Here is a 24,785-nt window from a genome sequence, read left to right as displayed (position 1 = left end):
TCTCTCCGAGACAGCGCCCAGATCGTTACGCCTTTCGTGCGGGTCGGAACTTACCCGACAAGGAATTTCGCTACCTTAGGACCGTTATAGTTACGGCCGCCGTTCACCGGGGCTTCAGTCGCCAGCTTCGCTTACGCTGACCAGCTTCCTTAACCTTCCGGCACTGGGCAGGCGTCAGCCCCCATACATCGTCTTGCGACTTAGCGGAGACCTGTGTTTTTGGTAAACAGTCGCCTGGGCCTCTTCACTGCGACCACCTTGCGGTGGCACCCCTTCTCCCGAAGTTACGGGGTCATTTTGCCGAGTTCCTTAGAGAGAGTTACCTCGCGCCCCTCGGTATTCTCTACCACCCCACCTGTGTCGGTTTCGGGTACAGGCCATGATGCCTTAACGGGTATAGGGCTTTTCTTGGAAGCATGACGTCACCAACTTCGCTGCCGTAGCAGCTCGCACTCACGCCTCAGCTCAAACCGTTTTCGCCGGTTCTCAACGCCTCGAACGCTTGGACCAGTAACCAACATCTGGCTTGGCTAGCCTTCTCCGTCCCCCTTCCCAAAACATCACAGGTACAGGAATGTTGACCTGTTGTCCATCGACTACGCCTTTCGGCCTCGCCTTAGGTCCTGACTAACCCTCCGCGGACGAGCCTGCCGGAGGAACCCTTAGGGTTTCGGGGCATGGGATTCTCACCCATGTTTTCGCTACTCAAGCCGACATTCTCACTTCCATGTAGTCCACGCCCGCTTACGCTAACGCTTCACCCCGCATGGAACGCTCCCCTACCATTAAACAAGTTTAATCCGCAGCTTCGGTACAATGCTTAGCCCCGTTCATTTTCGGCGCAGGATCGCTCGACCAGTGAGCTATTACGCACTCCTTTGAGGATGGCTGCTTCTAGGCAAACCTCCTGGTTGTCTGGGCAATCCCACCTCCTTTATCACTCAGCATTGATTTGGGGACCTTAGCTGGCGGTCTGGGCTGTTTCCCTTTCGACCATGGAGCTTATCCCCCACAGTCTGACTGCCTAGTTACACACAGGGTATTCAGAGTTCGTATCGATTTGGTACCGCTCTCGCAGCCCGCACCGAAACGGTGGCTTTACCCCCCTGCTGGAGCACTAGACGCTACGCCTCAACGTATTTCGGGGAGAACCAGCTAGCTCCGGGTTCGATTGGCATTTCACCCCTAACCACAGCTCATCCGCTGATTTTTCAACATCAGTCGGTTCGGACCTCCACTTGGTATCACCCAAGCTTCATCCTGGCCATGGTTAGATCACCCGGGTTCGGGTCTATAAACACTGACGATCGCCCTATTCAGACTCGCTTTCGCTATGGCTCCACCATTCCCGGTTTAACCTGCCAGTGCCTATAAGTCGCCGGCTCATTCTTCAACAGGCACACGGTCACCCGATTAGTCGGGCTCCCATTGCTTGTAAGCTCACGGTTTCATGTTCTATTTCACTCCCCTCCCGGGGTTCTTTTCACCTTTCCCTCGCGGTACTGTTTCGCTATCGGTCACACAGGAGTACTTAGCCTTACGAGGTGGTCCTCGCAGATTCACACGGAATTTCACGTGCTCCGTGCTACTCGGGATACAGCTAGGCCAACTTTGTTTTCGAATACGGGGCTTTCACCCTCTGTGGCGCGCCATTCAAACGCTTCTTCTAACTCTGTTGGTCCACGTTGCTGTCCCACAACCCCGATGCTCGGAAGCATCGGTTTAGGCTCTTCCCCGTTCGCTCGCCGCTACTCAGGGAGTCGTTTTTACTTTCCTTTCCTCCAGCTACTAAGATGTTTCAGTTCGCTGGGTTGGCTCGTGCCGCCCTATGGATTCAGGCGGCCGTTCTAAGGGTTGCCCCATTCGGAAATTCCCGGATCAAAGCGTGTTTCCAGCTCCCCGAGACTTATCGCAGGTAACCACGTCCTTCATCGCCTCTGTGTGCCAAGGTATCCACCGTGAGCCCTTTGTAGCTTGACCAATTTCAACTCCCAGTCCTTCAGGCTGTTGAGGCCTATTCTCTCTAGATTCACCTACACTTAATACTCAAATCTCTTTGAGCACCTAATGCGGTTTGAATGCCAGGATCAAACTCCCAAACCCTCGGCGGGCTCAGAAGAAAACTGGAAGCTCTCGGCTCTAAAAACTCAATAGAATTTTCTTGATACCAGCTTTAAGCCCTATCCATTGCTGGATGAAACTCAAGCTAGAATCAAGCATCCATGAGATGCTTTATTTCCAGACTTTACCTATGCAGTTGTCAAGGTTCTGCTGACATTCAAACAGCCCTGTCTCCAGGGCAGGATTGAATCCAGCGTCTTTTCAACCAAACTTACTAACCAGCTATCTGGTTAACTCATTAAGAATGAAAAGAAGCTGAAATCTTCAGCGAACAACAGTCAAGATCACAAACACAGCTAAACTCCTTACCGCAAAACTTGCAGTTACAGATTGAGGGATGAGCATCATTATTGGATGGAGGTTAGCGGACTCGAACCGCTGACATCCTGCTTGCAAAGCAGGCGCTCTACCAACTGAGCTAAACCCCCAAACACGAATGGGCCATCCTGGACTTGAACCAGGGACCTCACCCTTATCAGGGGTGCGCTCTAACCACCTGAGCTAATGGCCCAGGAGCTCTCGCCGCAACCTAGCTCGCCTTTCGGCTTGCCAGATCAAACACAAATAATGAAATTAAATGTGTTCTCGGCTTTACCCGCTGTGGGGTGACCTAGACAAAGTTTAGGAACTGAAATTAAGACATTCATCTCCAAACTGATTTCTCAGTTCTTCTTGAATTCTCAAATTGAGGCACCGATCGACCTTAGAGATGACAGAATCATGGCCTGAGAATAAATTACTCAGACATCACAATTAGTTATTGTATCCCTGTTAGGAGGTGATCCAGCCGCACCTTCCGGTACGGCTACCTTGTTACGACTTCACCCCAGTCATCAGCCCCACCTTCGGCATCCTCCTCCACAAGGGTTGGAGTAACGACTTCGGGCGTGGCCAACTTCCATGGTGTGACGGGCGGTGTGTACAAGGCCCGGGAACGTATTCACCGCAGTATGCTGACCTGCGATTACTAGCGATTCCTCCTTCACGTAGGCGAGTTGCAGCCTACGATCTGAACTGAGCCACGGTTTATGGGATTTGCTAGCTCTCGCGAGTTTGCTGCCCTTTGTCCGTAGCATTGTAGTACGTGTGTAGCCCAGGATGTAAGGGGCATGATGACTTGACGTCATCCACACCTTCCTCCGGTTTATCACCGGCGGTCTCTCTAGAGTGCCCAACTTAATGCTGGCAACTAAAGACGTGGGTTGCGCTCGTTGCGGGACTTAACCCAACATCTCACGACACGAGCTGACGACAGCCATGCACCACCTGTCTCTGCGCTCCCGAAGGCACTTCCAAGTTTCCAAGGAATTCGCAGGATGTCAAACCCTGGTAAGGTTCTTCGCGTTGCATCGAATTAAACCACATACTCCACCGCTTGTGCGGGCCCCCGTCAATTCCTTTGAGTTTCACACTTGCGTGCGTACTCCCCAGGCGGAACACTTAACGCGTTGGCTACGACACCGAGGGGGTCGATTCCCCCGACACCTAGTGTTCATCGTTTACGGCCAGGACTACAGGGGTATCTAATCCCTTTCGCTCCCCTGGCTTTCGTCCATGAGCGTCAGTTATGGCCCAGCAGAGCGCCTTCGCCACTGGTGTTCTTCCCGATATCTACGCATTTCACCGCTACACCGGGAATTCCCTCTGCCCCTACCACACTCTAGTCTTACAGTTTCCATCGCCGAAATGGAGTTGAGCTCCACGTTTTAACGACAGACTTGTAAAACCGCCTGCGGACGCTTTACGCCCAATAATTCCGGATAACGCTTGCCACTCCCGTATTACCGCGGCTGCTGGCACGGAATTAGCCGTGGCTTATTCATCAAGTACCGTCAGATCTTCTTCCTTGATAAAAGAGGTTTACAGCCCAGAGGCCTTCATCCCTCACGCGGCGTTGCTCCGTCAGGCTTGCGCCCATTGCGGAAAATTCCCCACTGCTGCCTCCCGTAGGAGTCTGGGCCGTGTCTCAGTCCCAGTGTGGCTGATCATCCTCTCAGACCAGCTACTGATCGAAGCCTTGGTGAGCCTTTACCACACCAACTAGCTAATCAGACGCGAGCTCATCCTCAGGCGAAATTCATTTCACCTCTCGGCATATGGGGTATTAGCGGCCGTTTCCAGCCGTTATCCCCCTCCTGAGGGCAGATTCTCACGCGTTACTCACCCGTCCGCCACTAACCCGAAGGTTCGTTCGACTTGCATGTGTTAAGCACGCCGCCAGCGTTCATCCTGAGCCAGGATCAAACTCTCCGTTGTAAACACCCCCTGTTGAATAGATCAGAACAGAAAGAACAATAAATACTTAATAGCTATAATAAATCATAACTACCAAACAGTATTGAACTTATTAGCTTTGATTTTTTCTCAAAGTGCTTAGCTCGACCCGCAACACTGTTTCAGTTGCAGTTCATAAGCTCTCTTCCTCTCGGAAGGTTCAGAAAAGTGCTATGTGTCGATTACACTCCTCAGTGCAATCCACAGCTCTCCGTGGAACTCAGTTCCGGTGCGTCCACTACCCAGCTTTACCTCAACTCGCAGTCGTGAGAACCGCAAATTGATCCTTAGGTAGCTTTCGCTTGTTTCTTTTTGACGGGACCTCACACCTTTGTCGCATATCCGTTTCAATCCCAGGCCAGTTTTTGCTCTATTTCAAGTAGCAAAAATAAACTTGCGATAGAAACGCGACAAAAGCGTCGGTTCCTTAAGCTTTTCGGTTGTCCAGGTGCGTCGCCCTTCGGCGACTTGTGAACAGTAACACGGGGCCGGGCGAACCGAGCTCCGAGAACTGCGCACCAAGGAATCATATCCCACAGGAAGGCACTGTCAACAGGAAAGTGGCACATGCCACTTGAGAAGGGGCCATTGGCGGTTCGGGGAACCAGATTTAACAAGTGGCCGCGTTGCCCAGGATCGATCTGCTCGCCATAAATGGTGGGAGCTCTCTTGATTTGCTTTCGTGAAATTCTTCTGTTGCTTCGACCAAGAGGGCACCCTCATCGCCCGTTGCCAAACCATGGCAGACGTGGAGGTTTTGAAGAGCCTGGGCCGCCCCGTGGCAAAAGTTGTGGAAATGGAACCCGGAGAGGCCGTGGTTTGCCGTGTAACCGACACCCCGGCCTCCTACAACGAGGATGTTTGAAGCAGAAACCGCTTCAGTCGTCGTAGATGCGGCACTCAGCGGCTTCGGGATTGTTCTCGCAATACATCTCTAAGGATGTGGGGTCGTGGTCGTCTTCTGGGTGGTGATCTTTGAATTCCTTTAGGGATTCCAGCTCTTCCTCCAAGTGACGCACCATTGCTTCGTCTCCCTTGGCGCGAGCTTCAGCAATTTTGTCTTGGTCCTTGGCGATGTGCTCGTCGATGGACTTCATGATTTGGTTGGTCCTCAGCAAAGCCAAGGTTATCCACTGATTCCCTTCCTGGCGCATTAAAAGGGGGCAACGAAGCATTCCGCTGTGCGCAAGCCCACACATGACCTGCCCCGGGGTGGCCGAATCCCATAGCAGTTGTTGTGAATAGTGAAACCGTTGCTGTTGCCAATGCTCAAGGTGTTAATTCCCAAGGAAATGGGAGCTGAAACAAGGGTGGCTGGAAGCCCAGACACAGTTAGGGCCCTGGCCAAACGCCAACTGCTGTGCGTTGTGGAAAAAGGTGCTGGCACTGCCTCAGGTTTTTCTGATGAGCAATACAGCGCCGCGGGGGCCGAATTGGCTTCCCCCCAAGACAGCGCTGTTTGGGCAGAAGCAAACCTGCTACTAACCGTTGGGCCCCTGCAATTGGAGCAACCCAAGCTTTCAGCTGGAGCCTTAGTGGTGGGTCAGTTAGCTCCCCACGGCAATGAAAATCTGCTGCAGCTCCTGCAAGGCCAAAAGCTGTCTGCCATCTCCCTAGAACTGCTGCCCCGCATTAGCAGGGCCCAAAGCATGGATGTGCTTTCATCCCAAGCCAATATCGCCGGCTACAAGGCGGTGTTGCTGGCGGCCGCGGCCTTGGATCGATATATGCCGATGCTGATGACAGCAGCCGGCACCGTGCAACCTGCCAAGGTTTTGGTAATCGGTGCCGGTGTTGCCGGTTTGCAGGCGGTAGCTACGGCCAGGCGGCTTGGCGCAGTGGTGAAGGTGAGTGATGTGCGCCCCGCGGCTAGGGAGCAGGTGGAATCCCTAGGTGCTCGTTTCATTGAACCGCCAGTGCAAGGGGTGCCTGGTGAGCAGGGCGGATATGCAAAAGAGGCAACGGCAGCTTTTCTTGAAGCTCAACGCCAGGGTTTAGCCGAACAACTTACAGATATAGACATGGTTATTTGCACGGCCCAGGTGCCTGGCAGGCCAGCACCTCTTCTCCTAACCAAGGAGATCACCGAACTACTGCGCCCTGGCGCAGTAGTGGTGGACCTTGCCGTGGCCCAAGGTGGAAATTGTGAATTGAGCCAAGTGGGAGAAAACATCAACCACAAAGGAGTTTTAGTAATAGGTGCTGATCGCTTACCGGCCACGGTTCCCCACCACGCCAGCAGCCTCTATGCCCGCAATGTGGCAGCGCTTTTAGAAGTGGTTATCTCTAAAACAGGGGAGCTAAACCTCGATCCCGAGGATCCTCTGCTCGATCCATGCCTAGTGAGCCTTGCGGGGGCGCTGCGACGCACCGATTTAGTACCCAACTGGAAACAAGAAGAAGGAGTAAAACCATGAACAACGCCCTTTCATTGAATGAAGCCCTCTGGGTGCTGCTGCTGGGCAGCCTTTTGGGGCTTGAACTGATCGGCAAGGTGCCCCCCACCCTGCATACCCCCTTGATGAGCGGCGCAAATGCCATTAGCGGCATCACCCTGCTGGCCTCAATAGTTCTGATCGCAGAGGCGCCAACCCCCTTGCTGCAAGCAATGGGTGCCGTGAGCCTCGCCTTTGCCTTGTTCAACGTGGTTGGTGGATTTTTAGTAACCGACCGAATGCTTGCCATGTTCCGCCGTCGCAACGACCAATGATCAACATCAACTCCTTCAACGATCTGAGCTGGTTGCCCCTAACCCATGCTCCCCTTGATCTGGCGGCGGTTTTGCTGCTAGCCCTTGGCATTAAGGGGCTGGGCAAGGTGCGTTCCGCCCGCGCTGCCAATCGCTTAGCGGCCCTAGCCCTTGCCATTGCCGTGCTGGGATTATTACTCCAGCAGGGCCTACAGGGTTGGCCCTGGCTTTTGGCCGGTGCTGTTGCCGGCAGCCTGCTTGGGGTTTTGGTTGCCCAAAAAGCTGCCATGACAGCCATGCCGCAACTGGTGGCACTTTTCAATGGCTGCGGTGGTATGGCCTCATTGCTGGTGGCTTTAGCCGCTGCTGCCTTACCAACTCAAACCGGGTTGTTAGCCCTGGTTTCGATCGTTGTTTCCGTGCTGGTGGGGGGAATCACGTTTAGTGGCTCCCTGGTGGCAATGGCAAAGCTGCAGGAATGGCTGCAAACCCCCGCATGGATGTTGCAACCAGCAAGGCACTGGGTTAATGGCCTAACTGCCGCCAGCGCCCTCGCTTTGGGTTGGTGGGTTTGCAGCGGCCACTCAATTGCCCTGCTTCCGCTTGCCCTGCTCTCCCTACTGCTGGGGGTGGGCCTCACCCTGCCGATCGGTGGTGCTGATATGCCCGTGGTTATTTCCCTTTTGAACTCCTACTCAGGGGTGGCTGCAGCAGCAGCCGGTTTTGTTGTGGGCAGTGAGCTTTTGATCGTGGCTGGAGCCATGGTGGGCACCGCTGGCTTGATCCTCACCCAAGTGATGTGCAATGCCATGAATCGCTCGCTTACAAGTGTTTTATTTGGCGGTGCCCTTGGTGGTGCAAGCGCCACCAGTGCCGACCAAGGCGAATACAGCGGCGTTACCTCCTGCAGCCCTGAGGAATGTGCCATGACCCTTGAGCAAGCTCAAAGGGTTGTTTTTGTGCCTGGTTATGGCCTTGCCGTAGCTCAAGCTCAGCACAGCCTCAAAGAAGTGGCCCAACTGCTGGAGCGCCATGGCGTTGAGGTGAGTTATGCAATCCATCCAGTGGCGGGAAGAATGCCTGGCCACATGAATGTGCTGCTCGCTGAAGCCGATGTGCCCTACGACCAGCTAATTGAAATGGAGGCCATCAACCCTGATTTCCCCCGCACCGATGTGGTGATCGTGCTTGGGGCCAACGATGTAGTGAATCCGCAAGCACGCACTGATGCTTCAAGCCCCCTATTCGGCATGCCGGTGCTGCATGTGGAGGAGGCTGCCACGGTGTTTGTTGTTAAACGCAGCCTTGGCGCTGGCTATGCCGGCATTCGCAACAGTTTGTTTGAGTGCCCCAACACCTCAATGATTTTTGGGGATGCGAAACAGGTGCTCAATGGCTTGGCCCAAGAACTGCGCGAATTGGGAGTGGGCAAAACAACTAAAGACCTCGCCAAAGTGGCTTAATTCCTCTGATTTTGATGCCCGTGGCTCCGATCCCTTCAGCTGCACGGGTTTTGCTCGTGGCTGGCACCCATGGCAATGAACCCAATGCCCCCTGGTTGCATCACCACTGGCAGCAATATCCAGAGGAACTGCAAAAACAAGGCCTTGAGGTGATCACCTTGGTGGGCAATCCCACGGCCTTGGCACAAAACCGCAGATATATCGATCGCGATTTAAACCGTAGTTTCCGCAGCGACCTACTCCAAAACGCAACAAACCAGGAATGGGAATTGCAAAGAGCTAGGCAGATCCTCTCTTTATATGGGCCAGAAGGAAACACACCCACGCCAGTGCTGATCGATCTGCACAGCACCACGGCAGCCATGGGTGCCTGCCTGGTTATCTATGGGGAGAGGCCTGCGGATTTAGCCCTAGCGGCAGCCTGCCAAAGCGCTTTGGGCCTACCTATTTACCTGCATGGCTCCGATGCCAAACAAGACGGTTTTATGGTTAAAGCTTGGCCTTGCGGCTTGGTTTTAGAGGTGGGGCCGGTAGCCCAAGGGGTGTTGTGCCCAAAGATCTGCGCCCAAACCCGCCTTGGTGTTAACAGCCTGCTGGAGGTGCTTGCCAAAGCCAAGCTTGGCAACTTGAAATTACCCAAATTCCTTTGGGTGCACCGCCATCTGGGCAGTGTTGATCTCCCAAGGGATCGGGCGGGGGTTCCAACGGCTTGCCTCCATCCCAAACGGTTAGAGGGCGATTGGCGCCCAATTAAAAACGGTGATCCGCTTTTTCTTAAACCAAACGGAACTGTGGATTTATTTGAAACGGATCAAACCGCACCATTGTTTACTGTTTTTAGCAACGAAGCGGCTTACCAGGAGAAGCACATCGCCCTAAGCCTCACCCGCCGAGAAAGGCTTAATTGCGATCAAAACTGGGCTAAGGCTCTTATGGCTTTGCTGCAGGGGTAAGAATTTTGTTAACTGGGGTGCCAATAACCTCCCTGCCACTGGGATCTACCAACACCTCAGTGAGGGTGGTGGGGGGTTGATTTAGTTGCTGCCAGGCGGGGCCACCACCTTCGAAACGAAAAAGGAAACCCTTGCCATCGCTTTTAACTAAGCAAGGGGTGCCGCCAATAACAAACATGCAGGCCGCAGGCCTGTATTTCACAAGGCCACCATTTAGCTTCACCGCCGTATTACGAGCCAAATTTGCAGCCCTTTGCTGGGCATTATCAATACCGGCTTGGCTGAAAGCTGGCCCCGCAGCCAGCATTGCTAGGGAGCCAAGCAGCAAAGCCGCGGAGGTGCGAAGCAACACAGTTTAAAAAATTTCTGAGTTAAATCTAAGCGCTTCCTGGCCATTAAATCCTTAAGAAGCTGGCAACATCCGCTCGAAAAACCGTTCTGTGTGCTCGAGGATCTGCCCCTTAATCAGCTCACTGCGAAAACCATGGCCCTCAGCCTCCAAGAAAACCACCTCAACGGTTTGTCCTTGCTGACGTAAGGCATTCACCATTGCCTCTGTTTGCTGGGGTGGAACAACACGATCCTGCAAACCTTGAAAAAAGAGCACCGGTTTGGTTAGTGCCGCCGCTCCAGGCCAGCGCCAGGGACCAATCAGCCGCTCGATATAACCCGATTCAAAACGATGGGTTTGATTTTGTAATGCCTCCACATCGGCCACGGCATACCTGCAAACGCCGGCCTTAAAAACCGGCTCCCTTACCAGGGCCGCCAGGGTGGTGAAACCGCCCGCACTGCCGCCTTCAATGGCAATGCGGGCAGGATCAGCAGCACCGCTGGCAATTAAAGCTTTTGCGGCTGCCGCGCAATCGGCAGAATCAAGAACACCCCAGTTGCCATCCAGCCTTTGGCGATATTGGCGGCCAAAACCGGTGGAACCGCCGTAGTTAACGTCTACAACCCCCCAGCCGCGGCTATTCCAGAAGGCGTTAGCCAAACTAAAACCAGGCCTGGCCATGGCGGTGGGACCACTGTGACTGCGCACAAGAAGTGGAGCTGGCCCCCCATCGCTAACCATCGCTGGGTAAAACCAAGCCTGGCTCTGCTCACCATCACCGCCTTCAAACCAAATTGATTGCGGCGCAATTGCCTGCTCAGTTGCTGGCCCTGCGGAATGGCTCCATTTGCCACTCGCAATTTGGAGTTGCAGTAACCCCTCCTTTTGCAGCGCGCTGCTGGCGAGGCAAGCAAGCCGATCTCCGGAAGCCGATAGCACCGCCAAATCGTTAAAGGGCAAAGGAATGGTTTGCCAACCAAACCCCTGGCTCGCATCCAGCGGGCGGCGGCAGAGCTGCCATTGGCCCTGATCACAAAACAAAGCCAGCAGATTTTCAGCTCCCACGGCAAGCGTGCGCATGCCGTAAACCCATTGGGGCATGCCACATTCCGCCTGCCTTGGTCCTAAACAAATCGGGGCTTTGGTTTTGCCAGTTTTGGCATCAACAGAAAAGCTCTGCACATTCCAATAGCCATTTAGGTCGGAGGCCACCAGCAATTCAGTGTTAGATGCCCAAAGGGGCTGAAATAACGATTGCGGTTCCCGATCTCCCCCCGCAAGGCATCTGGGCTCCAGCAATTCGCCTGCTTCACCAAGGGCAGACCACCAAAGCTCAGTGCGCTCCCATGGCATCCAGGGCAAATTCCACTCGAGCCAAGCCAATTGCTGGCCGCTAGGGGAAAGAACCGCATAACCACAGAAATCGGCAGCCGCCCGCAATGGCTGTGCAGGTCCGCCAGCCAATGGCACAGCCACCAAATGGTCCTGCTCCGCCTCTTCAAGTACCCCAATCCAGCGTTGGCGTTTGGCATCGATTAGGCCACCAGCAAAGCCACCGCTGGGCTCTGTTCTTGCCGGCGTGAGTTGCTTCGGGGGCGAATTAGCTGCCAATTCAATTAGCCAAATGGCACCGTCGCCGCCATTGATAAAGGCCACCTGATCAGCAGCAACAGCAAAACAACCGCCGCCAAATTCGTGGATGCGGGTACGCAGATTGAAGGGCGCTGGGGTGAGCTCTTGGGGGGCTTGGCCATTGCACTGCAGCATCAAGGTGGTGCGTCCCCTCTCTGCTGGCCTTTGCTCTAACCAGAACAAGCGGTTACCACTGAGCAAGGGTTCCTTAAGGGCAAGGCTTGCTGCCACAACCTCTGCTGCTTGAAGCTTGATATTCGCCATCATTTGCACCTGCCACTGCTGCCTAGGATGCTGTTAAGAGCAACAGATGGCATTGGCCCTTGATTTCGCTTCACTAGCGCGTTTATCGGAACGCCAAAACTCCACCGTGATGGTGCCAAAGGGTGATGAGCAGCCAGCTTCGCCACGGATCCACACCTTGGGTGCCACGGAACTGAGGCAATCGGCCAAACGCATCAGCCGCGTGGATGAAAGCATTCGCGATCTTGCCCGCAACATGTTGCGCAGCATGTATGCAGCAAAAGGCATTGGCCTTGCAGCCCCGCAGGTGGGAGTGCAGCAACAGTTGTTGGTGATCGATCTGGAGCCGGAGGAAGCCGCCAACCCGCCATTGGTGCTGATCAATCCAGAAATATCAAATACCAGCGAGGAACTAGACACCTACGAAGAAGGTTGCCTAAGTATTCCAGGCGTGTATTTGCAGGTGGTGCGCCCCAGCCGAGTGGAAATCAGCTATCGAGATGAACTCGGCAGGCCCCAAAGACGCAAGGCCGATGGTTTGTTAGCCCGCTGCATCCTCCATGAGCTAGACCATCTCAAAGGTGTGCTGTTTGTGGATCGGGTAACCGATGAGATTTCACTAAATAGTGAACTGCAGCGGTTGGGCTTGAACAGTGCCCACGTACAACCGCTTGCTTGAACCATGCCAATGAAACCCCTTGCTGGATTGTTCTTGGCCTTGGCCTGCCTCAGCGGCATTGCAGCAACAGGCTGTGTTTTTGAACTCGCCTATGGAGAGCCCGACCTGGGGGTGGGCCTTACCAGCGCCATCCTTGCTGCCTGCTTGCCGGGCAGTGCTGTTGCGCTGTTGGTAGCTATTCGTATTAACTCTCCGGCCTAACCCACCTTTCGCCAACCCCTAACCACTTATACGATCAGCCCCTCTGCCAATTGTTTGTGTTTAGCCAAAGCCGCAGTGCAAAATTTTTGGCCGCAGTGGTTGCCGGCCTCAGCAGCCTCTACTGCACACCAGCCTTTGCAAGCCTTTTCCAGGCGCAAGAGGTGAAAAGTGAACGCTTCATTCTTGTGGCGGCACCCATCGGCGACGGCAGCAACTCGCAATTAAACATCTATGAGCAGGTGAGCGATCGCCGCCCTTGCTTTGCCCGTTCAGGCAACAAGCCCACAGTGGTAAACCCACTTTTGGGCACATTCGATTTCACCGGAATCTGCAATCGCTACATAGACAGCAATGGCTATTCCGTGCGGGTGGGCAAGCGCGACTTTGGCCCCGATATGCGCCTAACCGTTAGCCATCAGGCGGGTGAAGCCCTGCTCATGGGCCACAGCCCCGATGGGCTAGCTCTGCTACTGGCCCGGGCAGGGGGCAGCGGCAGTGGCTTTATGGAACTCAAGTTTGAACCGGGCTGGAAGCTGATGCGGCGCCACTTCGGCAGGCGCCCCCTGGGCCATGTGTATGTTTACCGTGAAACCATGCCTGAACAAAAACAGGCTTTTTGATAGGGTTATGGGCTGGTTTATGGGCACCCCAATCCATTCATGACGCAGGTTACCGTTGGCGAAAACGAAGGAATTGAATCGGCCCTGCGGCGCTTTAAGCGCCAGGTGTCTAAGGCGGGCATTTTTGCCGACCTAAAACGCTTGCGCCACCATGAAACACCGGTGGAAAAATACAAACGCAAAGCTCAACAACGGCGCAGGCGTCGTTGAGCCAATGGCCTTAAAACTCTGCCTGGCCATTGCCCTTACCAGCCTTGCCGTGGCTTCGGCTGGTTTCGTAAAGGCGGATATTCTCAATCAAACGATTATTTACAACCAAGATCCTTGGGATACCCAAAGCCAGCTGGGTAGCGACAACTGCCGCAGCTATCCCGATGGCTCCATGACCTGCGACACCAGACCCAAAGGGCAAGTGTGGGTGGAAACCTATGGAGTTGGCTACAACTGAGCTGCCTGTCGATCTAGGGGGCGATAGGTGAGCGCCTCGGCGATGTGCACCGGTTCAATCATTTGCGCTTCATCTAAATCTGCAATCGTGCGGGCAACCCGCAAAACCTTGCAGGAACTGCGGGCCGATAAACACAAACGCTCCAAAGTTGCCTGCCAAAGATTTTTGGCTGCCCCCTGCAGTTTTAGGCGGCCTTTCATTGCTTCAAGGGGAGCTTCAGCGTTGCTAAGGCCCATCGGATTCAGCAACTTCATCCTCTCCCTTGCCTGCAAAACCCGCTTAGCAACTTGAGCACTGCTCTGGTGCAATGGTTGTTCGCCCACTTCGGTTAGCTCAGCAGGGCTCAGGGGGGCAAGCAACACCTGTAGATCAAGGCGATCCAGCAGCGGCCCCGACAACCTCGACCAATACTGGCGCCTTAAGCGTTCACCGCAGCTGCAGGTGCGGGTTTGGTCGCCCCACCAGCCACAGGGACATGGATTTGTGGCTGCAACTAAAAGCAATTGGCAGGGAAAGGACTGGGAAAATCGCGCCCGCGCCAGATGAACCATGCCGGTTTCCAATGGCTGGCGCAAATGGTCGAGCACATCACGGCGAAATTCAGCCAGCTCATCTAGGAAAAGCACTCCCCTATGGGCTAAGGAAAGCTCCCCTGGCCTTGGATAAGCGCCACCACCCACCAAAGCAACCCCGCTGCAGCCGTGATGGGGTGACCGGAATGGTGGTTGGCGCAGCAAGCCTGCCCCAGCAGGCAACAAACCAGCCACCGAATGGATTTGAGTGAGCTCTAGGGCCTGTTCATGGCCAAGGGGGGGCAGCAAACCTGGCAAGCAGCGGGCCAGCAGTGTTTTTCCGCAACCGGGCGGACCAATAAAAAGCAAATGATGGCCGCCACTGGCGGCAATTTCCAAGGCGCGGCGGCCATGTAATTGCCCCCTAACGCTTGCCAGATCAGGGGCTGATGCCAAGGGCGACGGCGATGGAAGCGTTGGTAACTCAGCAGTGCCCCAGGCTTGGCTGCCGGCCAAAGCAGCTACCACTTGGGTTAACCCCTTAGCGGGCAACACCTCTAGGCCTTGCACCAAGGAGGCCTCCAGAGCGTTTTCATTGGGCACGATCAAGGCTTTAGCCCCGGCTTTGCGCGCCGCCTGGGCCATGGCCAACACGCCTCGCACTGGCCGCAAACTGCCATCCAAACCCAACTCCCCAGTAGCCCAAACCCCCTGCAATGGCTCAGGTTTTTGCTGCCCTGTTGCCATCAAAAGCGCCAGGGCCATCGGCAGATCAAAACCGGGCCCCTCCTTGCGCAGATCAGCTGGGGCAATACTCACCACCACGCGGGTTTGGGGCACGCGGAAGCCACTGTTGCGCAGGGCAGAACGCACCCGTTCGCGGGCTTCCCTACCGCTGGTGTCGCCTAAACCAACTAGTTGTAAACCTGGCAGGCCCGGAGCTAGATCCACCTCAACCTGAATGGGCTTTGCCTCCAAACCAAACAGGCAAGCACCGGAACAAAAGGCCAGCAAATCAATTAAGCCACTAGGAAATTGATTCCACCCAGGGCTGATTTGTATCCATTTATTTATTGAAATTAATTAGTGTGGTTTAGCTTTTTCAGGCCCCACGCTGGCTTAAGCGATAGCGAATGCGCTCCAGGCGGCGAATTGATGCCTCGGTGTAGTCGATCAATTCAGAGCGAGCTTGCTTATCACTGGGGCCATCAACGGCATCAAGCATGTCGGCAAGGCGGTTAACGGAATAGAGCAGATCAATGCCGGCATCACGCCAATCGGGTTCTAGCCGCTTGCGGATCGGCCCGCGGCGACGCTGGGCCAGCTCTTCCAGAAACTGGAGATGAAGCATTACTAGGCACAACTGGCCGGCAACATATTGAAGCGTGTTACGGGCCTTTGGTAAAGGTGTGCTGCTAGCCAAGCTGAGATGCTGACAATTGATACGCAACTCGATCCCAATGGCGGATAGCAATCCAACGGTTTTTGGCAAGATCCTGCGGGGGGAAATAGATGCTCCTCGTGTATACGAAGACGAATACTGCATCGCTTTTAAAGATCTCCAACCCCAAGCCCCAGTTCACCTTTTGGTGATTCCAAGGCTGCATTTGGCAGGCTTAAACGAGGCCGATGCGGGCCAGGAAGCCCTGCTGGGCCACCTCCTGCTCGTGGCAGCCCAGGTGGCGAAAGAAGCGGGCTTAGCCGCTTGGCGCACGGTTATCAACACAGGAGCCGAGGCTGGCCAAACGGTGTTCCACTTGCATTTACATGTGATTGGTGGCCGTCCCCTCAGTTGGCCTCCGGGTTAAACCATCAGAATGGCTGCACAGTTATCAGCAACCTTTGAGTAACCCCATTCAGTCTTTGCGCATTCAGCTGGGGAAACTGCAGCGCCTAGCCCAGCCCTACTTCCTACCGGGCGAAGAATCCAATTCTTGGCAATTTCTATTGCTGGTGGCTGCCCTGTTGGGGATTGTGGTGGGGCTAACCCTGCTTTTGCTCACTGGAGTGGTGGCAGCCAGTGGCGCCTTGATTCCCCAGTTACAAAGCCGCTTCCTACCGGGAGTACCGGAGAGGGTGGCAGGCATCTGGGGGGGGCCTGCTGGCGCGGTAATGATGCTTATTTTTGCCGCAAGCATCGCTTGCTTTGTGGCCTTTAGGAACAAATTGCGCCAAGGGCGCTGGCTGCCCTGGCTACTGCTTGGGGTAATTGCCCTGTTGCTGCTTGTGTTAAATGGCATAAATGTGGGCATCAGCTTTATTGCGAGAAATATCGATAATTCGCTAGTTGCATACGATGCCTCCGGATTTTGGCGGATTGTTTCTATTTACGGCTTTTGCCTACTTTTAGCCCTGCCAATTCGCACCTTACAAAATTATATAATCCCTAAATTTGGGCTGCTATGGCGTGAATGGCTCACCAAAAGATTACTTGATCGCTACATGGGTGATCGGGCCTATTATCAACTAAATCCCAACGATGAAAGCAATGCAGAAGTAGACAACCCAGATCAACGAATATCCGAAGACACAAAAAACTTTACCGGCACAAGCCTATCGTTTATTGTTGGTATATTAGAAGCTTTGCTAACATTCTTTAGCTTTATAATTGTTTTATGGACAATCAGTAAAACCCTAACTTTCGCCCTCCTCGTTTACGCGGTTGGCGGCACGGCAATAATAATCTTTATCGGCCGCAAACTGGTTAAATTGAATTTCCAGCAATTAAAATTAGAGGCTGATTTTCGCTATGGTCTTGTACACATAAGAGACAATGCTGAATCGATCGCATTTTACAAAGGCGAAACCCAAGAAAGCCTAGAGGTGGAGCGGCGCCTAGGGGGTGCGATTAAGAACTTTGATCGCCTAATCATATGGCAAGCCTTAATCAATATGATCCAAAGGTCTTACGATTACTTTTCCCGCTTCCTACCCTGGATTGTAATCGCACCAGTTTACTTTGCTAAAGGTGTAGAGTTTGGAGTAATCAGTCAATCATTTATAGCATTTAGCCAAGTGTTTGGCTCAGTTAGCTTTATTGTTAATAACATTGAAAATTTAACAGCTTTTTCCGCAAGCATTAGCCGATTGGAGGGTTTTCAATCAACAATTGAATCACTGCCGGCACCTTCCCTAGAGGCCAAGGAGCGGGGCGACCACAGCGGCTCCATCGTGTTGCGAGATGCCACGGTTACACCACCGGGCACAAATATGGCCTTAATAAAAAACATAAGCCTTGAAGTTGCCATCAATCAGCGGGTTTTAGTGGTGGGGCCAAGCGGTTGCGGAAAAACCTCCCTAATGCGCCTTGTTAGTGGGCTCTGGCCCAGTGAAAGCGGCGAGGTGCATCGCCCGCCCCTAGGGGAACTAATGTTCATCCCCCAAAAGCCATATATGTTGCTTGGTAGCCTGCGGGAACAGCTTTGTTATCCCCTAGATCAAGAACGCTTTAGCGATGCCCAACTGCGCAATGTTCTTGAGGAGGTGAATTTAGCTGGCATGGTTAAGCGCTATCCCAATCTAGGTATTCAGCAGGATTGGCCCAGGTTGCTATCCCTTGGCGAACAGCAGCGGCTCGCTTTCGCTCGGCTGTTGCTTAATTCCCCTCAATTTGCAGTGCTGGATGAAGCCACCAGTGCCCTGGATGTGGCCACTGAAAAAAGGCTTTATGGTTTATTAGCCCAAAGGGAAATGGCGTTCATCAGCGTGGGCCATCGCCCCACCTTGAGTGCATTCCACGACACTGTTTTACAACTTGATGGCCAAGGGGGCTGGAGCCTCATACCGGCCGCAAGCTACGTTTTCGACCCCAGCTAAACATCAAATAAGCAATCCCCATGGATCAATCCACCCCCCCGGCCACCAGCGCCACCACAAACGATGCTCCTGATTTTGGTTGGAGCCCCTATGCCGAAAGGATCAATGGCCGTTTTGCCATGCTTGGCTTCACAGCGATACTTTTAATTGAAGCCTTAAGCGGCCAAACTTTTTTACATTGGGCTGGCATTAATTAACACCTAAGGCAGATTGATAACCTCCACCTGCCAGCGCCCCTCCCGGCTCACCTGCACCGCAAGCACCCGTCCATCGCCGCTAAGGGCCACCTTGGCGGGCACCCCAGCCGGCAGCAATGGGATCGGCCGCAATAGGGCAAGGTTGCGTTCGTAAATTAAAAGCTCCGTGCGCCCCTCCAAGCTGCGCACCAAGGCAAAGCGTTGGCCTAAGCGATCCACCCCAACACTGATAGGTTGAGCATCAGGCCGGTTTAACCCCGGCAGGGGGGCGCCTAAACCAGAGGCAAAATCCAACCAACGAATCTGTTGATGGCCATTGGGGGCAGGGGCAATCCAGGCCATGCCGGTGGCGGCCAAACTTGGTGAACTGTCGTCGCCGGGTTGGGCAATGCGGGGATTTAAACCCATCTCAGGCTGCAGCCCTTGGCCTTGGCAGCCAGCCAAAAGCAGCAACACCAAGCACGCGCCCAAAGCCTTGGTCATGGCAAAGGGGTGCCTGGGGCTAAATCCGCCTCATGGGCTGGCAGCTGAAATAGCTCAACATCCTGCTGGCCGCGATGCAGTAATTGCACAGCGAGCCGCTTGCCATCCGGCGACATACTCAAGGCCTGGGGCAAACGATCCCCCGGCAAGGGCAAAGGCCGCAACAGCCCTAAAGCACGATCCAACACCACTATTTCGCCCCGTTCTCCCCTCTGCAAAATCAAGGCCAAATATCTACCGTTCCAGCTAAGCGATGGCGAGCGGTGGGGCATGCCCCACTGCAAACCTTTTAAGGGCAGCTCTTGGCCGCTATTGCGCTCAACTAAACGCACCACCCTTCTGCCAGAGCGCTCAGCCACCATTGCCAGAAGGCGGCCATTGCCACTTAGGGCAGGTTCCTGCTGATCACCGATACCTGGGGCATCAAAACGCTGGCCACATGCAGTTAACAAAAAAAGCAAGGGCAACAGCCAAACCATTGGGTTTAGGTATGCCCTCAGCTATCAAACCTGGAGTTATTGCTTGGATTTTGCGAATTTGTGGCACCAGTGGCCCGTTCCACAGGTTTAGACCTTGGTGGAAGGGGGCTGAAATCAGCTTCGCTGATGGGTGCAGCGGCTCTTTCCGGCCTGGTTGCAGCGGGGCCTGGGCGGCGGCTGGATCTAGGCAGATCGCCAGCTGCACTGCTCTGCAGCCTTGATCTGGTTTCGCGGCCATCCCGTTCGCGGCGGCGGGCGCCGAATTCAGGGGGGGCTTCGCTGCTAGCTGCAAAACGACTTTGGGCCCGTTCGGGAATTGCTGGGCGTTCAGGCCGGCGCGGCCGATAGAAATCCCGATCTAAATCTTCTTCCGGTTCCTCAAAATCATCGGCGCGGGAGCGAATTTTGCGCCTTAGGGGCTGGGGGTCGTCGAAGCGATCTTCAGCACCCCATTCACCACGACCCATGCGGGGCCGAGAGGGGAGCGGTTCATCTTCATCAAAAAAAGCTGAGCGCCTTGCCTGTTCGGTGGTAACACTGCGCAAGCGCACCGATTCGTAGGCAAAAAATACCGTGGTGGCAGCTAACAAAAACTGACCAAATTGAAGAATTGGATCTAATCGCCAGCCTTGAAAAAATAAAATTCCACCGCACAGAAGGCCAACTGCGGCAAAAAATACGTCGTAGTCGCGGGCGAGCCCAGGTTTAAAACTACGCAAGAAATAAAGCATCGTGCCACCAACCGCAAGCACAATGCCAACGATGCTGGCCCAATTCAGGCTGGCATTAACCATAGGGGGTGCCCTTGTTTAGTCAGTTTAAGGGGCAGTGCTAGAGCAACTCAAAGTTTGCGATCGAGCTGATCGGTTTGGCTGATCAAAATCAAAGCGATTGTGATTGGCACCACAACGATCAGGGCACCAGCGCCAAGGCTGGTGAGGAAATTGGAAAGGGAAGGGGTCATGGCACCTTCGGTGATTGCTTAATCCTACGGCGCCCTGTGGGTTCTTTAGGATCGGCGCTGAAAGCCGTAGAAGTTTGTGACAGCTTTACCCCTGCCTTTGCTTAATGCCAGCAATAGCTTGATCGGCCTCCTACTTGCGGCCTGGACCCTTTTATTTCTTGTGCGGATTGTGCTGAGCTGGTATCCGCAATTAGATAGCTCAAATCCCTTGGTGGCATTGGTTTTGATCCCAACGGAGCCATTGCTTGCCCCCACTAGAAAGCTGATCCAGCCGATCGGCGGGGTAGACGTTACACCTGTTATTTGGGTGGGCTTAGTGAGCTTGATGCGTGAACTGTTGGTGGGCCAGCAAGGCCTGATCAGCCAGTTGTTGCGTTCAGCCCAGCACCTGGCTTAAGCATCTCCATCTCAACAAATTTGGTGTGCACCTCACCCCTTTGAAATTCCGGCCGATCCAGCAGGGCTAGGTGGAATTCAATCGTGGTGGGCACCCCAATCACAGCGCATTCGGAGAGGGCACGGCGCATCCGTTTTAAGGCGGCGGGCCGGTCTTCCCCCCAAACAATCAGCTTGCCGATGAGGGAATCGTAGAAAGGAGGAATTTCATAGCCCGTATACACGTGGCTATCGAAACGAACGCCTGGCCCGCCAGGGGGTAACCAGCCTGTGATCGTGCCAGGGGCAGGGCGGAAGTTATGGCGGGGATCCTCAGCATTGATGCGGCATTCAATTGCATGGCCCCGTAGTTGGATGTCTTCCTGGCGCAGCCGCAGGGGCTCACCAGCGGCAATGCGCAGCTGTTCAGCGATTAAATCAATGCCCGTAACCACCTCCGTAACGGGGTGCTCCACCTGGATGCGGGTGTTCATTTCCATGAAATAAAACTGCCCTGTGGCATCCAGCAAAAACTCAACCGTGCCAGCACCCTCATAACCAATCGAGCGGGCAGCAGCCACGGCTGCATCACCCATACGGGCTCTAATGATTGGATCTAAACCAGGCCCTGGGGCTTCCTCAAGCAATTTTTGATGGCGCCTTTGAATCGAGCAATCCCTTTCTCCCAGGTGCACCACCTGGCCAAAACGATCGGCAAGGATTTGCACCTCCACATGGCGGGGACGATCAATAAATTTCTCCATATAAAGGCCAGGGTTACCAAAGGCAGCCTCTGCCTCCCCTTGAGCTGCCTTAAATAAAGACTCCAATTCATCCCCGTGGCGCACGAGGCGCATGCCCCTGCCACCGCCGCCTGCCGTGGCCTTAATCATCACCGGGTAGCCCATGGTTTCAGCCAGTTGGGCCGCCTCCTCCGGGGTATCAAGCAGGCCCTCACTGCCGGGGATGGTGGGTACCCCAACCCGTTGCATGGTGGCCTTTGCCGTTGATTTATCCCCCATTTCACGGATCGATTCCGGTGATGGACCCACAAAGGTGAGGCCATGGGCATTGCAGATTTCGGCAAAACGGTCGTTTTCCGCCAAAAAGCCGTAACCGGGGTGAATGGCATCAGCGCCGCGGGAGGTGGCGGCGGCAATGATGTTGGGAATATTTAAATAACTGCGGCTGCTGGGGGGATCCCCAACGCATACGGCCTCATCTGCTAGCTGCACATGCAGGGCAGTGCGGTCAACCGTGCTGTACACCGCCACGGTGCTGATACCCATCTCCCGACAGGTACGAATGATTCTCAGGGCGATTTCACCCCGATTTGCTATCAGAAGCTTGCCAATGGCCATGGGGGCCCTCTGTAGCCAGCGACTGTATCAGTGGCTATCGGGATTAGTTACGAATCAAACCGTAGAACCCGCTGGAGCAGCTGGTAAAGTCGATCTCTGCTTTTTTGGCAGGCCACGCGGATGTGGTGGAATTGGTAGACACGCACGTTTGAGGGGCGTGTGACTTCGGTCTTGCGAGTTCAAGTCTCGCCATCCGCATCAGAACCAACCGGAACAATCGTTTTGGTTTGCAATGGCCCCGGGGAGCTCACCACATGGGTGAGGCCCCTGGCCCAGGCCTTGCATCGGCTCCGTTCGCTTAGGCCCCTGGCGCCTGGTGCCGCCGAAAACCTACGGCTGGTGTTGGTGCCATGCCCAAATGCAACAGGCACTGAGCATCGGGTGGCCAATGCCATGGGGCTGTTTGAGCGGGTAATCGCCGCCCGTGAATTTTGGTGGTTGCTTTTACAGCCAAAACGCTATGGGCCATGGCCAACCCAAGGGGTGGTGGTGTTCCTTGGCGGCGATCAATTTTGGACGGTGCTGTTATCAGCGCGGCTTGGCTATCGCCACATCACCTACGCCGAATGGGTGGCCCGTTGGCCCCAATGGAACGACCGCATTGCGGCGATGGGGGAAGCTGCCGCTAATCAATTGGCGCCCCGCTGGCAACAGCGCTGCACTGTGGTGGGTGATCTGATGGCAGATCTCACTAACTACGCCAGCTCTGAAAGCCAACTAGCTGCAGGGGAATGGGTTGCGCTAATGCCGGGCTCAAAGCGGGCCAAATTGCAGGTGGGGGTGCCTTTCATGCTGCGCTGCGCCGAACTGTTGCAACAGATGCGGCCCCAGGTGCGTTTTTTGTTGCCAGTGGCTCCCACCACATCGGTGGCAGAAATAATCAACTACGGCAGCCCCAGCAATCCACTCCAGCATTTTTATGGCAATAGCACGCCTCAACTGCTGGAAAGGGACGGTGAACGCTGGTTGAAAAGCTGGAATGGCTGCGAAATTTTGCTTATTGAAACCCAACCGGCCCACCATTTCCTTAGCCAATGCTCCCTAGCACTCACAACAGTTGGGGCAAATACGGCAGAACTGGGGGCCTTAAGTGTGCCAATGCTGGTGCTAGTGCCCACCCAACATCTTCATGTGATGCAGGCCTGGGATGGTTGGCTTGGCCTATTGGCAAGGCTGCCCCTGTTGCGATGGCTTCTTGGTGTTGCACTTACCACCTGGCGGATGCGCCATCGGGGCTTTTTGGCCTGGCCCAACATCAGCGCCGGCCATTTGGTGGTGCCTGAAAGGGTTGGCACGATCACCCCTGAGGGAATTGCCAAAGAAGCTGAGCAATGGCTCGCCAACCCCCACAAATTGCAGTCTATGGCTGAGGAACTGCGCAACTTGAGGGGAAAATCCGGGGCCGTAGCCCAGCTAGCGGCGATGGTGGACGAATTATTGGCCGCAAAAAAACAACCTCCCACTTAAATTCAAACGTTATATTTTCAAGCGAGTTATTCCTAATCAATGAAGCTGAGTCCTGAAGAATGGCGCGCAAAGCTCAGCCAAGAGCAATATCAGGTTGCCCGGGAGGGCGGAACTGAAAGGGCTTTTACGGGTGTTTATTGGAACCACAAAGGCAAAGGAACATACCGTTGCGTTTGTTGTAATTCAGAACTGTTTAAATCCGAGGCAAAATTTGATTCCGGCACCGGCTGGCCCAGTTTTTGGCAGGGGGTAAATCCAGCGGCGATCAGCATTCATCAAGACGAAAGCCATGGAATGGTGCGCACTGAAATCCGTTGCGCCAACTGCGATGCCCATCTAGGCCATGTTTTTAACGATGGGCCTGCGCCAACGGGTGAGCGCTACTGCGTTAATTCCGCATCTTTAAATTTTGAAGCGGAATAATTAAGACGCTCAGGCCCAGGGGTCATCATCAACTGGGTTAGGGGCTTTGTTAGCCCTGTTATCCAACGGTTCGGCTTCAACATCTAAGGGTTCCCTGCTTCTCTCAAAGTTGTCGTATCTGGAATTTCCGTAGCCGGAATCCCTGTATCTGGGTTGTTTCTGATAATTATTTTCCTCCTGGTCTTCATCTAGATATCTGCGCCGCTGCTGCTGCCTTGCTGTTGTGCGTTGTTCAAGTTCAACGTAGTCGTAGTCGGGGCTTGAATTTAATTCAGCATTGGCAGCTGAATAGTCAACGTCATAATTTGATCTAAGCCGATCTTGGCTTGCGGCTGGAGCAAAGCGCTCTGCTTGGTTTGCCTGCAGGCGACGCTGCTCCTGTTCTGTTGCCTGGGCTGCGGGTAATTGATTTTCAACCGGCACCATATTTAAGCGATAGCGCTCGCGTTCCTCGCGCTCTAAATTACCTCCACCAATCCCAAGTTTTTCCAATAAGCCACTACTTAATTGCTTTAATTTTTCCTCTGCACCCTCATAAACAATGATGCGATCTGGCCCTGAACTAACTATTTCCTCCACCGTTAATTCCCAAGTACTAAGAATACCTTCGCCCAGCAAAGGCACCCCCACCGCCCCCATAACCAAAGTGGTTAATTCACCAGTTTCCACATCAAAACTAAAGCCCAATACCCGGCCAAGCTGTTCACCAGCCTCTGAAATCACCTGGGAATTAATAACCCTGCTATAGCGCTCTGGATTGAACTTTTCCGAAAGGGAATCAACCGAATCCACCAGGATCACATCACCAACCTGACGGATTTGCTCGAGGAGCATCCAGCGGGGTAAGCCAGGTAGGAAACGGGTGAGGGGGTTATCACGCAAGCCGAGGGCTACCACTTCCCTGCGGTCTATGTCCACCATCACTTCACCAACCACGCCTAGGCGGCGGCCGGTGTCGCGGGTGATCACCTGGGTGCCCATCAACTCAGAACGCAACCAGAGGCGATCAGAGGGGGCGGGATTGGAATCGGGGGGGGGAGGCGCCTGCAAG

The 24,785-nt window shown here is 54.3% G+C and carries 27 protein-coding genes, 3 tRNA genes and 2 rRNA genes; 17 read left to right on the top strand and 15 right to left on the bottom strand.

The features are described from left to right. The 4 genes from KBY68_RS09475 to KBY68_RS09460 all read right to left on the bottom strand — a co-directional run. Nucleotides 1-1,980 (bottom strand): 23S ribosomal RNA (locus KBY68_RS09475); the annotation flags it as partial. A gap of 496 nt (nt 1,981-2,476) precedes the next feature. Beyond that, nucleotides 2,477-2,549 (bottom strand) — tRNA-Ala (locus KBY68_RS09470). 9 nt (nt 2,550-2,558) lie between these two features. Further along, a tRNA-Ile gene (locus KBY68_RS09465) sits at nt 2,559-2,632 on the bottom strand. 260 nt (nt 2,633-2,892) lie between these two features. Next, nucleotides 2,893-4,377, bottom strand: a 16S ribosomal RNA gene (locus KBY68_RS09460). A 700-nt stretch (nt 4,378-5,077) separates the two neighbouring features. Between KBY68_RS09460 and KBY68_RS09455 the strand changes: the two genes are divergently transcribed. Further along, nucleotides 5,078-5,260, top strand: coding sequence for a hypothetical protein (locus tag KBY68_RS09455; RefSeq protein WP_106498794.1), 183 nt, complete (start codon nt 5,078-5,080; stop codon nt 5,258-5,260). A 13-nt stretch (nt 5,261-5,273) separates the two neighbouring features. On the opposite strand, the gene KBY68_RS09450 is transcribed toward KBY68_RS09455, so the two are convergent. Continuing rightward, complete coding sequence (locus KBY68_RS09450; protein ID WP_106498821.1) at nt 5,274-5,492, bottom strand: CP12 domain-containing protein; 219 nt, start codon at nt 5,490-5,492, stop codon at nt 5,274-5,276. A 168-nt stretch (nt 5,493-5,660) separates the two neighbouring features. Here KBY68_RS09450 and KBY68_RS09445 point away from each other — a divergent pair, with 168 nt between their 5' ends. From KBY68_RS09445 to KBY68_RS09430, 4 genes are read left to right on the top strand one after another with little or no spacing between them, the layout of a single operon-like run. Then, the gene (locus KBY68_RS09445; RefSeq protein WP_193464798.1) at nt 5,661-6,812 is read left to right on the top strand and encodes an NAD(P) transhydrogenase subunit alpha; all 1,152 of its coding nucleotides are present in this window, start codon (nt 5,661-5,663) and stop codon (nt 6,810-6,812) included. Next, nucleotides 6,809-7,105 (top strand): NAD(P) transhydrogenase subunit alpha part 2, encoded by a 297-nt coding sequence (locus KBY68_RS09440; protein ID WP_106498795.1) that lies wholly within the window; start codon nt 6,809-6,811, stop codon nt 7,103-7,105. Before KBY68_RS09445 ends, KBY68_RS09440 begins: the two co-directional genes overlap by 4 nt. Continuing rightward, complete coding sequence (locus KBY68_RS09435) at nt 7,102-8,547, top strand: NAD(P)(+) transhydrogenase (Re/Si-specific) subunit beta (RefSeq protein WP_106498796.1); 1,446 nt, start codon at nt 7,102-7,104, stop codon at nt 8,545-8,547. Before KBY68_RS09440 ends, KBY68_RS09435 begins: the two co-directional genes overlap by 4 nt. A gap of 20 nt (nt 8,548-8,567) precedes the next feature. Next, the gene (locus KBY68_RS09430; RefSeq protein WP_255096933.1) at nt 8,568-9,500 is read left to right on the top strand and encodes an aspartoacylase; all 933 of its coding nucleotides are present in this window, start codon (nt 8,568-8,570) and stop codon (nt 9,498-9,500) included. On the opposite strand, the gene KBY68_RS09425 is transcribed toward KBY68_RS09430, so the two are convergent. Both KBY68_RS09425 and KBY68_RS09420 read right to left on the bottom strand, forming a co-directional pair. Further along, nucleotides 9,478-9,849 (bottom strand): hypothetical protein, encoded by a 372-nt coding sequence (locus KBY68_RS09425; protein ID WP_255096932.1) that lies wholly within the window; start codon nt 9,847-9,849, stop codon nt 9,478-9,480. The genes KBY68_RS09430 and KBY68_RS09425 overlap by 23 nt on opposite strands. 54 nt (nt 9,850-9,903) lie before the next feature. Next, on the bottom strand, nt 9,904-11,730 hold the full coding sequence (locus tag KBY68_RS09420) for an alpha/beta hydrolase family protein (protein ID WP_255096931.1): 1,827 nt from the start codon (nt 11,728-11,730) through the stop codon (nt 9,904-9,906). Nucleotides 11,731-11,782: 52 nt separating this feature from the next. Between KBY68_RS09420 and def the strand changes: the two genes are divergently transcribed. Genes def through KBY68_RS09395 form a run of 5 tightly spaced genes read left to right on the top strand, consistent with a single transcriptional unit; the run spans nt 11,783 to nt 13,657 of the window. Then, nucleotides 11,783-12,388: a peptide deformylase gene (def, locus tag KBY68_RS09415; protein WP_106498824.1), complete on the top strand. Its 606-nt coding sequence runs from the start codon at nt 11,783-11,785 to the stop codon at nt 12,386-12,388. Between the two features lie 3 nt (nt 12,389-12,391). Beyond that, nucleotides 12,392-12,589 carry a hypothetical protein gene (locus tag KBY68_RS09410; protein ID WP_255096930.1) on the top strand — a complete coding sequence of 66 codons (198 nt, stop codon included), beginning with the start codon at nt 12,392-12,394 and terminating at the stop codon, nt 12,587-12,589. 56 nt (nt 12,590-12,645) lie between these two features. Next, nucleotides 12,646-13,209, top strand: a complete 564-nt coding sequence (locus KBY68_RS09405; RefSeq protein WP_255096929.1) for a DUF3747 domain-containing protein — start codon at nt 12,646-12,648, stop codon at nt 13,207-13,209. A 39-nt stretch (nt 13,210-13,248) separates the two neighbouring features. After that, complete coding sequence (gene rpsU / locus KBY68_RS09400; RefSeq protein WP_010304532.1) at nt 13,249-13,419, top strand: 30S ribosomal protein S21; 171 nt, start codon at nt 13,249-13,251, stop codon at nt 13,417-13,419. A 4-nt stretch (nt 13,420-13,423) separates the two neighbouring features. Beyond that, the gene (locus tag KBY68_RS09395; protein WP_255096928.1) at nt 13,424-13,657 is read left to right on the top strand and encodes a hypothetical protein; all 234 of its coding nucleotides are present in this window, start codon (nt 13,424-13,426) and stop codon (nt 13,655-13,657) included. Here KBY68_RS09395 and KBY68_RS09390 read toward each other — a convergent pair. Together KBY68_RS09390 and KBY68_RS09385 are read right to left on the bottom strand one after the other, a co-directional pair. Then, complete coding sequence (locus KBY68_RS09390) at nt 13,648-15,183, bottom strand: YifB family Mg chelatase-like AAA ATPase (protein WP_255096927.1); 1,536 nt, start codon at nt 15,181-15,183, stop codon at nt 13,648-13,650. The genes KBY68_RS09395 and KBY68_RS09390 overlap by 10 nt on opposite strands. 88 nt (nt 15,184-15,271) lie before the next feature. Then, complete coding sequence (locus tag KBY68_RS09385) at nt 15,272-15,592, bottom strand: hypothetical protein (protein WP_255096925.1); 321 nt, start codon at nt 15,590-15,592, stop codon at nt 15,272-15,274. 37 nt (nt 15,593-15,629) lie between these two features. Here KBY68_RS09385 and KBY68_RS09380 point away from each other — a divergent pair, with 37 nt between their 5' ends. The 3 genes from KBY68_RS09380 to KBY68_RS09370 are packed head-to-tail and all read left to right on the top strand — an operon-like array spanning nt 15,630 to nt 18,182. After that, nucleotides 15,630-15,977, top strand: a complete 348-nt coding sequence (locus KBY68_RS09380) for a histidine triad nucleotide-binding protein (protein WP_106498803.1) — start codon at nt 15,630-15,632, stop codon at nt 15,975-15,977. Nucleotides 15,978-16,011: 34 nt separating this feature from the next. Then, the gene (locus KBY68_RS09375) at nt 16,012-17,985 is read left to right on the top strand and encodes an ABC transporter ATP-binding protein/permease (RefSeq protein WP_255096924.1); all 1,974 of its coding nucleotides are present in this window, start codon (nt 16,012-16,014) and stop codon (nt 17,983-17,985) included. 20 nt (nt 17,986-18,005) lie between these two features. Further along, on the top strand, nt 18,006-18,182 hold the full coding sequence (locus KBY68_RS09370) for a CAB/ELIP/HLIP family chlorophyll-binding protein (RefSeq protein WP_255096923.1): 177 nt from the start codon (nt 18,006-18,008) through the stop codon (nt 18,180-18,182). A gap of 3 nt (nt 18,183-18,185) precedes the next feature. On the opposite strand, the gene KBY68_RS09365 is transcribed toward KBY68_RS09370, so the two are convergent. From KBY68_RS09365 to psbX, 4 genes are read right to left on the bottom strand one after another with little or no spacing between them, the layout of a single operon-like run. Then, complete coding sequence (locus KBY68_RS09365) at nt 18,186-18,665, bottom strand: hypothetical protein (RefSeq protein ID WP_255096922.1); 480 nt, start codon at nt 18,663-18,665, stop codon at nt 18,186-18,188. Next, nucleotides 18,662-19,144 carry a TolB family protein gene (locus KBY68_RS09360; protein WP_106498806.1) on the bottom strand — a complete coding sequence of 161 codons (483 nt, stop codon included), beginning with the start codon at nt 19,142-19,144 and terminating at the stop codon, nt 18,662-18,664. Before KBY68_RS09360 ends, KBY68_RS09365 begins: the two co-directional genes overlap by 4 nt. Nucleotides 19,145-19,161: 17 nt before the next feature. After that, nucleotides 19,162-19,938 (bottom strand): Ycf66 family protein, encoded by a 777-nt coding sequence (locus tag KBY68_RS09355; protein ID WP_255096921.1) that lies wholly within the window; start codon nt 19,936-19,938, stop codon nt 19,162-19,164. Between the two features lie 47 nt (nt 19,939-19,985). Continuing rightward, the gene (gene psbX, locus KBY68_RS09350) at nt 19,986-20,108 is read right to left on the bottom strand and encodes a photosystem II reaction center X protein (RefSeq protein WP_106498808.1); all 123 of its coding nucleotides are present in this window, start codon (nt 20,106-20,108) and stop codon (nt 19,986-19,988) included. A gap of 76 nt (nt 20,109-20,184) precedes the next feature. On the opposite strand from psbX, the gene KBY68_RS09345 reads away from it, so the two are divergent. Then, nucleotides 20,185-20,505 carry a YggT family protein gene (locus KBY68_RS09345; protein ID WP_241536950.1) on the top strand — a complete coding sequence of 107 codons (321 nt, stop codon included), beginning with the start codon at nt 20,185-20,187 and terminating at the stop codon, nt 20,503-20,505. Here KBY68_RS09345 and accC read toward each other — a convergent pair. Then, nucleotides 20,468-21,844 (bottom strand): acetyl-CoA carboxylase biotin carboxylase subunit, encoded by a 1,377-nt coding sequence (accC, locus tag KBY68_RS09340; protein WP_106498809.1) that lies wholly within the window; start codon nt 21,842-21,844, stop codon nt 20,468-20,470. The two genes, KBY68_RS09345 and accC, sit on opposite strands and share 38 nt — an antisense overlap. A 116-nt stretch (nt 21,845-21,960) precedes the next feature. On the opposite strand from accC, the gene KBY68_RS09335 reads away from it, so the two are divergent. The 3 genes from KBY68_RS09335 (at nt 21,961) to msrB (ending at nt 23,734) form a co-directional block, all read left to right on the top strand. Beyond that, a tRNA-Leu gene (locus KBY68_RS09335) sits at nt 21,961-22,042 on the top strand. Continuing rightward, nucleotides 22,004-23,311 carry a glycosyltransferase family protein gene (locus KBY68_RS09330; RefSeq protein ID WP_255096920.1) on the top strand — a complete coding sequence of 436 codons (1,308 nt, stop codon included), beginning with the start codon at nt 22,004-22,006 and terminating at the stop codon, nt 23,309-23,311. The genes KBY68_RS09335 and KBY68_RS09330 overlap by 39 nt, the downstream gene beginning before the upstream one ends. A 39-nt stretch (nt 23,312-23,350) precedes the next feature. After that, on the top strand, nt 23,351-23,734 hold the full coding sequence (gene msrB / locus KBY68_RS09325; protein ID WP_255096919.1) for a peptide-methionine (R)-S-oxide reductase MsrB: 384 nt from the start codon (nt 23,351-23,353) through the stop codon (nt 23,732-23,734). Nucleotides 23,735-23,743: 9 nt separating this feature from the next. Here msrB and KBY68_RS09320 read toward each other — a convergent pair whose 3' ends face one another. Then, nucleotides 23,744-24,784 (bottom strand): PRC-barrel domain-containing protein, encoded by a 1,041-nt coding sequence (locus KBY68_RS09320; protein ID WP_255096918.1) that lies wholly within the window; start codon nt 24,782-24,784, stop codon nt 23,744-23,746. Nucleotide 24,785: the final 1 nt, after the last annotated feature.

The organism is Synechococcus lacustris Maggiore-St4-Slac, assembly GCF_024345595.1.
GTDB lineage: Bacteria > Cyanobacteriota > Cyanobacteriia > PCC-6307 > Cyanobiaceae > Synechococcus_D > Synechococcus_D lacustris.
This window is presented reverse-complemented; position numbering and strand designations above follow the sequence as displayed.

Coding starts and splice junctions, on each gene's coding strand:
- accC (WP_106498809.1), bottom strand. CDS start 21,844: ATGGCCATTGGCAAGCTTCTGATAGCAAATCGGGGTGAAATCGCCCTG.
- KBY68_RS09365 (WP_255096922.1), bottom strand. CDS start 18,665: ATGACCAAGGCTTTGGGCGCGTGCTTGGTGTTGCTGCTTTTGGCTGGC.
- KBY68_RS09355 (WP_255096921.1), bottom strand. CDS start 19,938: ATGGTTAATGCCAGCCTGAATTGGGCCAGCATCGTTGGCATTGTGCTT.
- KBY68_RS09450 (WP_106498821.1), bottom strand. CDS start 5,492: ATGAAGTCCATCGACGAGCACATCGCCAAGGACCAAGACAAAATTGCT.
- psbX (WP_106498808.1), bottom strand. CDS start 20,108: ATGACCCCTTCCCTTTCCAATTTCCTCACCAGCCTTGGCGCTGGTGCC.
- KBY68_RS09445 (WP_193464798.1), top strand. CDS start 5,661: ATGCTCAAGGTGTTAATTCCCAAGGAAATGGGAGCTGAAACAAGGGTG.
- KBY68_RS09435 (WP_106498796.1), top strand. CDS start 7,102: ATGATCAACATCAACTCCTTCAACGATCTGAGCTGGTTGCCCCTAACC.
- KBY68_RS09440 (WP_106498795.1), top strand. CDS start 6,809: ATGAACAACGCCCTTTCATTGAATGAAGCCCTCTGGGTGCTGCTGCTG.
- KBY68_RS09420 (WP_255096931.1), bottom strand. CDS start 11,730: ATGGCGAATATCAAGCTTCAAGCAGCAGAGGTTGTGGCAGCAAGCCTT.
- KBY68_RS09360 (WP_106498806.1), bottom strand. CDS start 19,144: ATGGTTTGGCTGTTGCCCTTGCTTTTTTTGTTAACTGCATGTGGCCAG.
- rpsU (WP_010304532.1), top strand. CDS start 13,249: ATGACGCAGGTTACCGTTGGCGAAAACGAAGGAATTGAATCGGCCCTG.
- KBY68_RS09380 (WP_106498803.1), top strand. CDS start 15,630: ATGGCGGATAGCAATCCAACGGTTTTTGGCAAGATCCTGCGGGGGGAA.
- KBY68_RS09410 (WP_255096930.1), top strand. CDS start 12,392: ATGCCAATGAAACCCCTTGCTGGATTGTTCTTGGCCTTGGCCTGCCTC.
- KBY68_RS09370 (WP_255096923.1), top strand. CDS start 18,006: ATGGATCAATCCACCCCCCCGGCCACCAGCGCCACCACAAACGATGCT.
- KBY68_RS09395 (WP_255096928.1), top strand. CDS start 13,424: ATGGCCTTAAAACTCTGCCTGGCCATTGCCCTTACCAGCCTTGCCGTG.
- msrB (WP_255096919.1), top strand. CDS start 23,351: ATGAAGCTGAGTCCTGAAGAATGGCGCGCAAAGCTCAGCCAAGAGCAA.